Source organism: Deinococcus yavapaiensis KR-236 (assembly GCF_003217515.1).
Lineage (GTDB): Bacteria > Deinococcota > Deinococci > Deinococcales > Deinococcaceae > Deinococcus_A > Deinococcus_A yavapaiensis.
The window spans coordinates 249,432-262,054 of the sequence record NZ_QJSX01000002.1; the positions used below are offsets into that span (position 1 = coordinate 249,432).

Below are 12,623 nucleotides of genomic sequence, written 5' to 3' on the forward strand. Positions count from 1 at the left end.
GTCAAGAGCCTCCCTGCCAGCTCCTCAGCAACTTCACGAGGGCGTCGAGCCGCTCGTTGGACAGCTCGGTCGCGTCGTAGGCGGGCATTCCGGCGGCGCCGCCTCGCACGACCGCCTTGATGGCATCCTCGCTCAAACGCGACTCTTCGAGGCTCGGTCCGACGCCTCCTTGCCCTTCGGTGCCATGACACGAGGCGCAACTCGCCGCGTACGTCGCGCGCCCGAGGTCCGCCGCGCTGTCCGCGCCGCGCAACGTCGCGATGAGTTCGTCGGCGTCCCGTCCTTGCGGGTTGAGGGTCCGGTAGCGCTCCAACGCCTTCAACGCGCCTGGCACGTCTCCGCCGCGGGCGAGGGCGAAGCCGAGAAAGAGCTGCCCTTCGTCGCTGTTCGGCTCGAGCCGCGCGGCCAAATCGATGAATTGGTACGCTTCTCGCAGCTTGTCCGGATCTTGCAGCAGCACTCCGCCAACGCGGCGCAGCGCTTCCGCCTGCCGTGGATCGACGCGCAGCGCGTCGGCGTAAGCGCGGGCGGCATCCTCGAAGCGGCCCGCCTGGAAGTTGGCGCGGCCGAGCGTCATGTACGCTTGGAGGGTCTTCGACGACCTCGCCGCGCGCTCGAGCCGGGGAATGTCGAGCGCGCTTCTCAAGGCGTCCTGCTCGCCCGCCCCGAGACCCGCGAGTTGCCAGCGCGGCAGGAACGTGAAGGCGCCAATCGCCACGAGCGCCATCGCGCCGACGAGAGCGACCATGCCGGGCCGAACGGGGGAGACGCCGGGACGCTTCGGCGTGACGGGCAGTGCTTCGAGGGCGCTCAGCGCGCGGCCCGCGCGGCCCTGCAAGCGAAGCCGCTCCTTGCGCGCGGCTTCCTCGTCCGCTTCGCCACGCTCCACCGCATCGTCGAGTTCGCGAATGGCGGCGAGGACGACGCCGTACTCCTCTTCGAGGTCCGCGCGCACCTCGTCGGTCGCCGACGTTTCAGGAGCCGCCTTGCCCAGGGGACCGGTGACGACGATCAGGGCGGCGACGATCGAGACGACGAGGGCGACGACGAGGAGAATCAAGGCGTGTCCTTTCGAAGATCACGCTCGACGCGGGCGACCAACGCCTCGTCGACGCCTTCGCCGCGTGGCGCGCTACTCGCGCCGCGCAAGTAGCGCGCCAGCAGAAACGACCCGCCGAGCAGCGCGACGCCCGGAATCGCCCACAGCGCCAAGTTCACGCCTCGCATCGGCGGGTCGAGCAACACCGTTTCGCCAAAGCGCGACGAGAAGTAAGCGTAGATGTCCGTGTCGGAGCGCCCCGCCGCGATTTGCGCGCGCACTTCGCGCATCATGTTCTGCGACAACTCCGACGGAGAGTGCGTGATCGGCACGGCGCTGCACACCGGGCAGCGCAAGTTGTCCCCGATGCGTTGCGCTCGCCTTTCTTGCGTCGGCGTGAGGTTCTGCGCGGCGGCGATCGTCAAGGCGAACACGACGAGCAAGGTCAGGAGGCGGCGCACGCTCACAACTCCACCCCGAGCTTCGCGAGCTCTTGCGTGAACTGATCGCGCACTTGCGTGAGGTCGATGCGGAAGTGCCGGACGATCTTGCCGCTCGGATCGATGACGAACGTTTCGGGCACGGCGCCGACACCGTACTCAATGGCCGTCTCGGAGTTAGGATCGAGCGCGGTGGGAAAGGCGAGTCCGTACTCCTGCTTGAAGGCCTGGGCGTCCTTCTCGCGGTCTTGGAAGGCGATGCCGACGACGGCGAGGCCGCTCGCCGACTGCTTCTCGGCGAGTTGGCGCAGCAGCGGCGCTTCCTCTCGGCACGGCACGCACCACGACGCCCAGAAGTTCACGACGACGGGCCGTCCCTTGAGCGACGCGAGGCTGACCGTGCCTCCGTCGAGGGTGGTGAGGGTGAAGTTCGGAGCTTGCTTGCCGACGAGCGGCCCGCCCGCGTCTTGCGGATTGCCGCGCAGCAGCGCGAGGGCGAGGATGGCGACGAGCGCGGCGGCGAGGATAGGGGGGATCCAGCGTTTCAAAGTCTCACTCCAGATGCTCAGTCGGTGGCAGGGGCGACGCGTGTGGAGCGGCTCGGAACCCGCGCCGGGGCGGGCGCGGCGAGCGTGAGGCCCGCGCCGAGCACGACGACGAGCGTGCCCCACCAAATCCACGAGACGAGCGGCGACTCGATAAGACGAATGTTGACCCACGCGCCTTTCGCGTCGTACGCGGTCACCACGAGGTACGTGTCGCCGAGCAAGGCGTAGCGTACGGCGGGCGTCGCCACGGGATCGCGTGAGGTGACGTAGGCGTTGTTGCGCGGTCGGTACTCCACGCCGTCCACCAAGACACGGGCGTACACGGACTGACGGTCGGGCAGCCGCTCGGTGCCCAGCCCGAGGAAGGTCAGGCGCTCGTGCAAGGCTTTGTGCGCCTTGTTCTGCTCCAGCGTCACGATCGTCTCGGCGCGGTACGTGCCGCTGAAGGCGAAGCCGAGCGCGACGATCGCAATGCCGAGGTGCGCGAGGTACGCGCCGTAACGACGAGGCTGCTCGCGCACGAGCGTCACGAGGCCCGCGCGCCGCTGACGAGCGGCCCGCACGGTGAGTTGCGCGAGCCCCGCGATGTTGTACGCGACGAGCCCGCAGGTGAGCAGCACCCCGATTTCGTGCGCGCCGACCGCCAGTCCGGTCAGCACGGCGAGCACGAACATGAGGGCGGGAAACCGCAAAGCGTTCAGCAACTTCTCGCCCGGCGCGCGCCGCCACGGCAGCAGGGGGCCGACGCCCATCAAGAACAGGATGAGGAGCCCGAGCGGAATGGCGAAGACGTTGAAGAAGGGTGGTCCGACGCTGATGCGCGTTCCTTGAATGGCCTCCACGAAGGCCGGGAAGAGCGTTCCGACGACGACCATGATCGCGAACACGAGGAAGACGACGTTTCCGGCGAGGTACGCGCCTTCGCGTGAAACGGGTTGGTCGACGCTGTGCTCGTCGCGCAAAAGCGGCGCGCGCCACGTCGCGAGGACGAGGCCCCCGAGGATCAGCACGCCGAAGAAGCCGAGGAACACCGGGCCCACCGGCCCGTTGCCGAAGGCGTGCACGCTTTGTACGACGCCCGAGCGGTTGAGGAACGTTCCGAGGATCGTCGCGGCGTACGCCGCGACGATCAGCCAAACGTTCCAGCGCACAAGGATACGGCGACGCTCTTGGACTTGCAGCGAGTGCAAAAAGGCCGTCGCGAGCAGCCAAGGCACGAACGACGCGTTCTCGACCGGGTCCCACGCCCAGTAGCCGCCCCAGCCCAACACCTCGTAACTCCACCAACCGCCCGCGACGATCGCGGCCGTCAGGAAGGCCCACGCCACCAACGTCCAACGGCGCGTCTGCACGAGCCACAGGTTGCCCGTGCGGCCTGTCAAAAGCGCGGCGACGCCGTACGCGAACGGCACGGCGAGTCCCACGAAGCCGATGTACATCAGCACGGGGTGTACCGCCATCATCCAGTGGTTTTGCAAGAGGGGATTGGGTCCCGCGCCTTGAGCGGGCGGATTGGCGACCGGGGTGAACGGACTGGCGACCGTGGCGTTCACGCCGACGAAGAACAGCAGGCTCACGAACATCGACGCGAGCACCCAGGGCTTCAGGGCGTCTTTTTTCGCGACGGTCGCGACGAGGAAGGTGAAGAGCGCGAGCAGCCACGCCCATAGCAGAATCGAGCCTTCCAGCGCGCCCCAAAGCGAGACGATCTTCACCCACAGCGGCGAAACCGTCATCGAGTGATCGGCGACGAACCTCACGCTGAAGTCGTCGCGCAAAAGCGCCGACCAGAGAGCGATCAAGGCGAGGGTGGCGAAGCCGAACACGGCCCACGTGACGCGCGACGCGCTCTCCGTGAGGCGGTCGTCGCGGCGTACGCCGCCGAGCACGGCGAGCGAGAAGCCGCTCAGCGTGAAGGCGAGCGCGGCGAGCAGCGCGACTTGACCGAACGCCCCGAGCGGCGACAGGTCGAACGAGATGAGGTTCAGCACAAGAAACGCCTCCGAGGCGAGAAGTTCGACGACGTGAAAGCAAGAAGCCCGATCAGTCTACGAAGAGGCGGGCGGTCAGGTGTCCCTTCGCGCTTACTTCGTGTCTTCGAGCTTGGTGTTCTGCAGCAGGCGCTTGATGTCCGCTTGGGACTTTGGCGCGGCGTACTCCTCGGAGTGCTTCACGAGAAGATTGCTCGCTTGGAAGGTGCCGTTTTCCATCTTGCCTTCCACGACGACGCCGTTGTTGTTCTTGAACAGGGCCGTCACGGCGCCTTGGTACTTCACGGGGTACGACGCCGTTCCGTCGGTGATCGTGAAGTGCAACGCCTGCGACTTCGCGTCGTACTCGGCGTTTTGCACGAGGCCGCCGAGGCGCAAGGTGCGGTTTTGGAACTGCGCTGCCTTCTCCTGGTACTCCAGGGGCGTCAGGAAGTACACGAGGTTGTTGCCGAGGCTGGAAAACAGCATGTACCCGCCGCCCGCGACGAGAAGGGCGAGGGCGAGGGCGTACGGCAGCGGATTGCGCCTGCGCCGCCGAGGCGGCGCGAGGGGAGCGCCTTGCGTGGTCACTCGTCACGCTCCCGCCGCAAGCGGTAGAAGAGCAGGCCGACATAGCCGATCAGCGCGGCGAGGGTCACGCTGTACATCCACCAGACGAACGGAGCGAATTGATCCATCTCAGACCTCCTTGAGAGTCGGCGCGCCCGCGCGAACGTCGAACTCGCGTTCCTCGCGAGCTTCGACTCGCGCGGCCAACTTGGCGCGCAGACGCAGGAAGAAGAAGTACATGATGCTGAAGGCGAGCAAATTGAACAGCAGAGCTTGCACCATGCGCGGGTCCGCGCTGATGTTCGTCTTGCCGAGCAACTGGAACGTCGGGGTTTGATGAATGGAGCGCCACCAGTACACGCTCATGTAATTGACGGGAATGTACAGTGTGCCCGCGATGCCGATGACGGACGCGACGCGAGCGCGCCGGTCCGGATCTTCGATGAGGCCGCGCACGAGAAAGTAGCCGCCGTAGATGACGAGCGCGAGCGCCGTCGTGACGAGGCGCGGATCCCACGTCCAATACGTTCCCCAAGTGGGACGCGCCCACAAGCTGCCGCCGAGCAAGGTCAGCGCGGTCAGCAAAAGGCCGATTTCCGCGCTTGACATGGCAAGTCGGTCGAAGCGGCGCTGGCGGGTGATCAGGTAGACGAGGCCGAACAAGAAGGTGCCCCCGTACGCGATGTACGACATCCACGCGCTCGGCACGTGAAGATACATGAGCCGCACGAGGTCGCCTTGATTGACGTCAGGCGGCGACACGAACGCGAAGTACAAGCCGACGGCGAAGGAAACGAAGGTTGCGACCCCGAGGACGGGGGTGATGCGGTCTTTCATGCGTGACTCTCCTGAGCGAGGACGGCGCAGTCGCCGACGTCCGCACGACGCGGAAAAAGACGACGGTAGCGACCTCAGAATGCCGTTCCGGGCGGCGGTTGCCAAGGGCGAATATCCCATTGTATACGCCCGGAATCGCGTTCGGACGGCGGCTTTCAACTCTCGATGGCGTACGGAAAGAGCAAGGTGGAGATGACAATCGCGGCGACGTCGTACAGCAGCAGCAGTTGAACGGCCGCCGAGGTCTCGGCGCTCAGCCCTCCCGCGAACAAGAGGCCCGTGGCGCGCACGCTGAACAGCACGACGGGCACCAACACCGGAAAGGCGAGCACGGGCAGCAGCGCTTCGCGCGCCCGGAGATTCACGGTGATCGCCGCGTAGAAGCAACTCGTCGCCGCGAAGCCCACGAGACCGAGCAGCACGACGAGCGCGAAGCCGAACCACGACGAGGCGGACACGCCCGCGTCCGGACCGAGGCCGTACACGAGCGCCGCGATCGGCACGACGAGCACGGCGAGCACGACCAGTTGCACCACCGTCGACAAGAGCTTGCCGAGGTACAGCGTCTCGTGGGGCACCGGGTAGAGGGTCAGCGCTTCGAGCGCGCCCGCTTCCTGCTCGGACGCGAACGCTCGCCCGGCGGCGATCGCGGCGGCGAGGGCGAGGGCGCTCCACAAGATGCCCGCCGCCGCGGTCCTGAGGCGGTTTTCGTCCGGCCCAAGCGCGAAGCCGAGAATCAGCATCAGCATGCCCGCGAAGAACACCGTGGACGTGAGGACGTCGCGCGTCCGTCCAGACAAGCGTCCGTCCTTCGCGGCGACGACGAACACCGCGCGCCAACCGACGCCGCTCCTCACGCGTCTCCCAGCTGCCCGCTTCGCATAAACAAGGTCCGGTCGGTGACGCGGGCGGCGAGATCGGGCTCGTGCGCGGCGAGGATGAGGCTGCTGCCCGCCTCGCGCGCTTCGCGCAGCAATTCCAGCGTGAGCTGCCGACCCGCCGCGTCGAGATTCGCGAACGGCTCGTCGACGAGCAGCAAAGGCGGGCGGAGAAGGGCCATGCGGGCGAGCGCGGCGCGCTTTCTCATGCCCGCGCTGAGAAAACGCGTGCGGCGATTGGCGGCGCGCGAAAGATCCACGCGCGCGAGCGCCGCCTCCACGTTGCCTTTCTTGCCGTGCATGTCGAGCGCGAAACGCAAGTTCTCGGCGGGCGTGAGGTCCGGGTAGAGGCCCATCTCGTGCGACAGCAGGTGTACGTGCTCGCGTACCGAGCGGCGGTCACGCACGTCGAATCCGAGAATGCGGCCCTCGCCACGCGTGGGTGAAATTGCCGAGGACAGCATTCTCAGCAGCGTCGTCTTGCCCGCTCCGTTCGCTCCGAGAATCGCCACGCCTTCCCCGATCCGCACGTCGAGGTCGAGGGAGCGCAGGACGAATTCGCGCTCCAAACGCACGAAGATGCCGCGCAGTTGCACGGCATGGTCGGGAAGGGAGGGAGCTGTCACAACTTCAGCCACTGAGGCATCACCGCGTAGAAGAAGCTGGCCAGGCGCGTGAAGTCGCCCGTGAAGATCATGATGCCGACGACGATCAGCACCACTCCGCCGATCTTCTCGAACAGCGGCGAGAGGCGAGTGATTTTGCGGACGTTGAGGCTGCGCCACAGCAACGCCGCGATGAAGAAGGGCACGGCCAACCCCAGCGTGTACAACGTCAGCAGCAACACGCCTTGCGGAAGGCTCGCGTTGGACGACGCCAGGATCAAGATGCTGCCCAGCGCGGGACCGAGGCACGGGCTCCACCCGAAGCCGAACGCCGCGCCGAGCGCGATCGCGCCGTATCCTTGCGCGGACTCCATGCGGCGCGTGTCGCGCATCAGGAGCGGCAAGCGAAGCACGCCGAGCATCATGAGGCCGAACAGCACGATGAGAACCGCACCGACGCGGCCCAGCACGATCTTGTTCGGAGCGAGGAGGGCGCCGAGGTAGCTCGCGGTCGCGCCGAGGGCGACGAACACCAGCGCGAATCCCGCGATGAACCCGAGGGCGCGCAGAATCGGAGACTTGCCGCCGCCGAGCACCCCGAGGTACGAGGGCACGAGAGGCAGCACGCAGGGCGACAAGAAGGACAACAGTCCTGCCGCGAACGCGAGGCCGAGGCCAGGAGGAGCTTCCACGAGGCTCATTCTACAAAAGCGCTTTCAAAGCGCCCAAGTCGAACGTCCCCTCCCAGACGTTCAGGAGTCGACCCTCGCGCACGAGCAGGATCGTGGGGTAGACACGAACTTTCAAGGCGCGCGAAAAGGCGGTGGCGTCCTCGCCTCGCCATACGTCAAGTCCGTTCGGAGCGGACGCGGGAATCGCCTCGGCGTTCACGACCCGGATCGGGAGTTGCGAGGCGAGGACGTCCTTCCACAAAGCGCCGAGGTCGCCGCAATCGTGGCTGTACACGACGACGAGTTCCAACGCCGCCGCGCTCCACGGATGCCGTGGAAGGGCCTCGCCGAGCTTTGGCACGGCCTCCGCGGCGCTCAGAAGGGTGAGCGCCGCGAACCAGATCGTCCTCACGGAGCCCTCGCGGCCGGAGAGCCCGAAGAAGGCGTGGATGGCACGACCGGCGCTTGCGGCACGGCGTCCGTATTCGGTCGGTTCGACGCGGGAGTCGAGGGCTTCTTCGTCGCGTTGGGCGCTGGGGTCTCTTCGGGCAGGGGTGTGGGATTGGCGGGGGGCGCGTACCCTGGCAAGTCCTCGAGGCGCACGCGGCGCTCCACGATCGCCTCGGGCGGCGTGAACTCGGTGGCGAGTCGGCCGTTGCGGCGATCGAGCGCGACCCTCACGGTGTTGCCGTCGCCTTGCGGCGCGTTCACCTCGCGGTACAGCGGGCGCTCGTCCTCGTGCTGGATTTGGGTGTTCGCCGCCGATTGATACGTGGGGTCGAGCTTGGCGACCTCCACGCCGAGGCGCGGCTCTTGCGTGTACGTGATGCCTTCGGGCGCGGCGAACTGACGAGGCGGCTTTCCGGCGAGGGCGCCTTGCATCATCGTGCGCCAAATCGGCGGGTTATAGGTGCCCGAGAAGTCGCGGTTGCCCATTCCGCCGCCTTCCTGCTTGCCGACCCACACGGCGCCGACGTACATCGGCGTGACGCCCACGAACCACAAGTCCTTCACGAAGTTCGTCGTGCCCGTCTTGCCGCCCACTTGCCAGCCGGGAATCTTGGCGCGCACGGCGAGACTTTGCGGTCCCTGGTCGTTCACGACGCCCATCAGCATGTCGAGCCCGAGGTACGCCACTTGCGGACTCCACACGCGCCGTTGCGTCGGCCGCTCTTGCGCCGCGTCGTACAAAATCTCGCCGGCCGCCGTCGTGACACGCTGAATGAAGCGCGGCTGCTTCCACGTCCCGCCGTTCACGAAGGGCGCGTAGGCCGCCGCCATGCCGAGCGGAGTGGTTTCCAGCGTTCCCAGGGCGAGCGACAAGCCCGAGTCCTTCGGCGGATTGAGGCCGAGGCTTTGCAACTTCTCGCGGAAGGTCGGCAAGCCCACGCCCACCGCGAGCTTGGCGGTTGGGATGTTCAACGAGCGGTCGAGCGCTTCGCGCAGCGTCATGTCGCGGTAGTAGTACTTTCCGTCGAAGTTCTGGGGAGCGTACTTGCCGTTGGGGCATGTCGCGCACGGAAAGTCGGTCGGAGCGTCGAACTCCTCGTGCAACTGGTCGAACTGACCCGTCGAGAGCGCGGTCGTGTACAGCAACGGCTTGATGGACGAGCCGACTTGCCGCTGGCCTTGCGCGGCGTTGTTCCACTCCCTGGGCGGATTGTTGCCGACGAGCTTCTGGCCGACCATCGCCAGCACCTCGCCCGTGTACGGATCGAGCAGCACCGCGCCGAGGGTCGCGCCACTCGGCACGATCGCTTGACGCGACGCGAGTTCCGCCGCCGACTGGGCTTGAGGATCGAGCGTCGTGTACACGTTCAGCCCGCCCGAGCGGTAGATGCGCTCGGCCCCGAAGCGCTTGATGAGCTCTTCCTCGACTTGCCGCACGAAGTGCGGAGCGCGCGTCGTCGTGACGGCCTTGAGATACGTTTGCGAACGGTCGACCAGCTTGGCGGAAGTGATGGTGCCGTTGGCGTCGTACTGCACGCGCCAACCGCGCGGTTGCAACTTCTCGCGCCACGCGGCGTTCGCTTGGGCGCGCGTCACCCAACCGTCCTCGACCATGCGGTCCAAGAGGGCGCGCATGTACGGACGTTGCAACTCGTAGCGCGGATAGTACAAGCCGGGGCTCGGGACGAGGGTCGTGAGGTACGCCGCCTCGGCGAGCGAGAGGTCGCGCGGGCTCTTGCCGAAGTACGCTTGCGCCGCCGCGTGCAGTCCGTACAGTTCCACCGGACCCCCGTCGCCCCAGTAGATGACGTTGAGGTAGTCTTGCAAGATCTCTTCTTTGGTGAAGGACCGCTCGACTTGCACGGACAAAATCCACTCTTTGGCTTTACGCTCGATCGTTCGGGCGCGCTCCATGTCGCGCAACAACGTGTTGTTCACGAGCTGGTTCGTGAGGGTCGAACCGCCTTGCACACGCTCGTTTTGCAAAATGCGCCGCACTTGCCGTCCGATGCCGAACGGGTCGACGCCGTAGTGCTCGAAAAAGCGGCGGTCCTCGTTCGTGACGATGGAGGCCAGCATGTACGGGCTGATGCCGTCGAGCGAGACGATCGTGCGATTGACGTTCGCGTCCCCGAGGCGAGGAACGAGCGTGCCGAGCGGCGTGAGGTCGCGCGCGAAGACCCGCGTCGTGCTTTCGAGCGTCAGGGCGTCGAGCTCGCGGTAGTCGGGTAGTTCGCGCGCCCACTTCACGCCGTACGTCGCGATGACGCCGACGCCCACGACGCCGAGCGCGACGACCAACGAGCACAAAAACACCAACGTGCGCCAAACGTACTTCATTTCGTGCGTTTCCCCTCGATGAGGGACGCCACGCGTCCCCGCAGATTCTTGCCGCTCAGCGGCTTGTAGACGACGTCGTCCGCACCGACGAGCTTGGCGTGATCACGCAGCTGATCGTCGGTTTGGGCGGAGATGAGCATCACGGGCACGTGGGAGAGGCGCCGAATGCGCTTGACGCGGCTGCAAATCTCGAAGCCGTTGACGAAGGGCATGTTGGCGTCGAGCAGCATCGCGTCGGGCGTATGACCCCGAAGATATTCCAAGGCCGCCTTGCCGTCTCCGACGGAGACGATGTCGTGCCCGTCAGCGGACAAGATGACTTCGAGCATCGTACGAATGGCGGGCTCGTCGTCGGCGACTAGAATCGTGTACGGCATACGGACGTATTCTAGAGGCTTCCACGTGAAGAGAACCGTAGAGAAATCCGCGCCGCGTCGCGCTGCCCTCTCGTTGGGCGGCGCGACGCGAGCCGCGAGCCGAATCAAGTGCCAACGCCGACTTTGGCGATCTCCTCGTCGTGAAGCCGTCGGCGCAAAATCTTGCCGACCGCCGTCTTGGGAAGCTCCGCGCGCACTTCGAAACTGCGCGGCACCTTGTAGGGCGACAGTTCTCGGCGGCACAGCGTCTTGAGCTCTTCGGGCGTGGCGCTTTGACCGGGCTTGAAGACGACGAAGGCCTTGACGCTTTCACCGCGGTACTCGTCGGGCACGCCGATGACGGCGGCTTCCAGCACGGCGGGATGTCGGTACAGCACCTCCTCGACTTCACGCGGGTAGATGTTGTAGCCCCCGGCGATGATGAGGTCCTTCTTGCGGTCCACGATGCGGAAGTAGCCGCCGTGGTCCATGACCGCCATGTCGCCCGTGAGCAGCCACGTGCGCCCGTCCTTTTCGCACAGCGTCTTCGCGCTTTCCTGCGGACGTCGCCAGTACCCGCTCATGACGTTCGGTCCGCTGAGCCACAACTCGCCGATCTCACCTTGCGCCGCCTCTTCGCCAGCTTCGTTGACGACGCGCGAATCCACGCCGGGCAGCGGCAAGCCGATGCCGTCTCGTTGATCGCCGTGAACGGGATTGACGTGCGTGACAGGACTCGCCTCGGTGAGGCCGTAGCCTTCCACAAGATTGGCGCCGCCCGTGAGCTCGCGAAACTTTCTGGCCGTCTCGGCGGGCAGGGGCGCGCTGCCCGAGATGCACGCCTTGATGCTCGTGAGGTCGTACCTCGTGATGTCCGGGTGTTGGTTGATGGCGTTGTACAGCGTCGGCACTCCCGGAAAGACCGAGGGGCGGTGTTGGTCGATCGCGCTCAGCAGCATCTTGATGTCGCGCGGATTGGGCAGCAGGACGAGCGACGCGGCGATGGAGATGCCGAGGTTCATGGCCGTCGTCATGCCGTACACGTGAAAGAAGGGGATGGCGGCGAGCATGATCTCCTCACCGTCCTTAAGGCCCGGCATCCACGCGCGGCATTGAGCCGTGTTCGACGCGAGGTTGACGTGCGTGAGCATCGCTCCTTTCGGAGTGCCCGTCGTGCCGCCCGTGTACTGTAGCAGCGCGACTTCCTGAGGATGCACCTTGATCGGCAAGGGCTGACCGCCCGACTTCGCGAGGAGCGCGCGCCAGTCGTAGACGCTGCCGCGCGCCTTGACTTTCACGAAGGTCCCGTCCTTGCGCGCTTTGAGCGGATACAGAACGTTCTTGGGAAAGGGCAAGGCGTCTTGCAGGCCCGTCACGATGACGCGCTTGACGGGCACCTTGTCCTGGATTTCCTCGTAGCGAGGGTAGAAGGCGTCGAGCATCACGAGGGTCTCGGAGCCTGAATCGACGAGTTGGTGCTCGAGTTCGCGCGAAACGTAGAGGGGAGAGGTGTTCACGACGATCGCGCCCGCGAGCGCCGCGCCGTAGAAGGCGATCACGAACTGCGGAGTGTTGGGCAGCATGATCGAGACGCGGTCGCCTTGCCGCACGCCGAGGTCTTGGAGCGCGTGCGCGAAGCGATTGACGCGGCTCCACAACTCCTTGTACGTGAAGCGCGCTCCGACGAACTCGACGGCGAGGCGATCCGGAAAGCGCTCGGCCGAGCGCCGAAGCGCCGCGTAGATCGGCTCGGCGACTGCTTGGAAGTCGCGCGGCACGCCTTCTTCGTAATGCTGATACCAGGGATGGCTCATGTGCCCCTCTCCTCGATGGCGAAGTTGAACTCGGTTTAGTTCTGCACTCAGTATAACAAACGGTCGATAGGCGAACGAGCAGAACGGCCGCTCGCCTTGCGGGGG

At 66.1% G+C, this 12,623-nt stretch carries 13 protein-coding genes; all 13 read right to left on the reverse strand.

Features of this window, described 5'->3' with window-relative positions; all coding sequences use genetic code 11:
* Position 1 precedes the first annotated feature (1 nt).
* The gene (locus DES52_RS03600; protein ID WP_110885410.1) at positions 2 to 1,060 is read right to left on the reverse strand and encodes a c-type cytochrome; all 1,059 of its coding nucleotides are present in this window, start codon (positions 1,058 to 1,060) and stop codon (positions 2 to 4) included.
* Positions 1,057 to 1,500 carry a cytochrome c-type biogenesis protein gene (locus DES52_RS03605; protein WP_245900662.1) on the reverse strand — a complete coding sequence of 148 codons (444 nt, stop codon included), beginning with the start codon at positions 1,498 to 1,500 and terminating at the stop codon, positions 1,057 to 1,059. The genes DES52_RS03600 and DES52_RS03605 overlap by 4 nt, the downstream gene beginning before the upstream one ends.
* Before the next feature lie 2 nt (positions 1,501 to 1,502).
* The gene (locus DES52_RS23385; protein ID WP_245900664.1) at positions 1,503 to 2,027 is read right to left on the reverse strand and encodes a TlpA family protein disulfide reductase; all 525 of its coding nucleotides are present in this window, start codon (positions 2,025 to 2,027) and stop codon (positions 1,503 to 1,505) included.
* A gap of 17 nt (positions 2,028 to 2,044) precedes the next feature.
* A complete protein-coding gene (locus DES52_RS03610) occupies positions 2,045 to 4,018 on the reverse strand; it encodes a heme lyase CcmF/NrfE family subunit (RefSeq protein ID WP_245900666.1) in 1,974 nt (657 codons plus the stop codon).
* A gap of 93 nt (positions 4,019 to 4,111) precedes the next feature.
* Positions 4,112 to 4,588, reverse strand: coding sequence for a cytochrome c maturation protein CcmE (ccmE, locus tag DES52_RS03615; RefSeq protein WP_110885411.1), 477 nt, complete (start codon positions 4,586 to 4,588; stop codon positions 4,112 to 4,114).
* Between the two features lie 108 nt (positions 4,589 to 4,696).
* Positions 4,697 to 5,404 (reverse strand): cytochrome c biogenesis protein CcsA, encoded by a 708-nt coding sequence (ccsA, locus tag DES52_RS03620; RefSeq protein WP_110885412.1) that lies wholly within the window; start codon positions 5,402 to 5,404, stop codon positions 4,697 to 4,699.
* 155 nt (positions 5,405 to 5,559) lie between these two features.
* Positions 5,560 to 6,261 (reverse strand): heme exporter protein CcmB, encoded by a 702-nt coding sequence (locus DES52_RS03625; protein WP_110885413.1) that lies wholly within the window; start codon positions 6,259 to 6,261, stop codon positions 5,560 to 5,562.
* Positions 6,258 to 6,908 (reverse strand): heme ABC exporter ATP-binding protein CcmA, encoded by a 651-nt coding sequence (ccmA, locus tag DES52_RS03630; protein ID WP_110885414.1) that lies wholly within the window; start codon positions 6,906 to 6,908, stop codon positions 6,258 to 6,260. Before ccmA ends, DES52_RS03625 begins: the two co-directional genes overlap by 4 nt.
* On the reverse strand, positions 6,905 to 7,588 hold the full coding sequence (locus DES52_RS03635; protein WP_110885415.1) for a cytochrome c biogenesis CcdA family protein: 684 nt from the start codon (positions 7,586 to 7,588) through the stop codon (positions 6,905 to 6,907). Before DES52_RS03635 ends, ccmA begins: the two co-directional genes overlap by 4 nt.
* 1 nt (position 7,589) lies before the next feature.
* Positions 7,590 to 7,970, reverse strand: a complete 381-nt coding sequence (locus DES52_RS22805; protein WP_170130876.1) for a penicillin-binding protein — start codon at positions 7,968 to 7,970, stop codon at positions 7,590 to 7,592.
* Complete coding sequence (locus DES52_RS03640; RefSeq protein WP_170130877.1) at positions 7,967 to 10,348, reverse strand: transglycosylase domain-containing protein; 2,382 nt, start codon at positions 10,346 to 10,348, stop codon at positions 7,967 to 7,969. Before DES52_RS03640 ends, DES52_RS22805 begins: the two co-directional genes overlap by 4 nt.
* Positions 10,345 to 10,725 carry a response regulator gene (locus DES52_RS03645; protein ID WP_110885416.1) on the reverse strand — a complete coding sequence of 127 codons (381 nt, stop codon included), beginning with the start codon at positions 10,723 to 10,725 and terminating at the stop codon, positions 10,345 to 10,347. The genes DES52_RS03640 and DES52_RS03645 overlap by 4 nt, the downstream gene beginning before the upstream one ends.
* A gap of 104 nt (positions 10,726 to 10,829) precedes the next feature.
* Complete coding sequence (locus tag DES52_RS03650) at positions 10,830 to 12,518, reverse strand: long-chain-fatty-acid--CoA ligase (protein ID WP_110885417.1); 1,689 nt, start codon at positions 12,516 to 12,518, stop codon at positions 10,830 to 10,832.
* Between the last annotated feature and the right edge of the window lie 105 nt (positions 12,519 to 12,623).

What these genes read in the sequence shown, in the direction of transcription:
- ccsA (WP_110885412.1), bottom strand. Translation starts at nt 5,404, where the DNA reads ATGAAAGACCGCATCACCCCCGTCCTCGGGGTCGCAACCTTCGTTTCC.
- DES52_RS03635 (WP_110885415.1), bottom strand. Translation starts at nt 7,588, where the DNA reads ATGAGCCTCGTGGAAGCTCCTCCTGGCCTCGGCCTCGCGTTCGCGGCA.
- DES52_RS03640 (WP_170130877.1), bottom strand. Translation starts at nt 10,348, where the DNA reads ATGAAGTACGTTTGGCGCACGTTGGTGTTTTTGTGCTCGTTGGTCGTC.
- DES52_RS03645 (WP_110885416.1), bottom strand. Translation starts at nt 10,725, where the DNA reads ATGCCGTACACGATTCTAGTCGCCGACGACGAGCCCGCCATTCGTACG.
- DES52_RS03650 (WP_110885417.1), bottom strand. Translation starts at nt 12,518, where the DNA reads ATGAGCCATCCCTGGTATCAGCATTACGAAGAAGGCGTGCCGCGCGAC.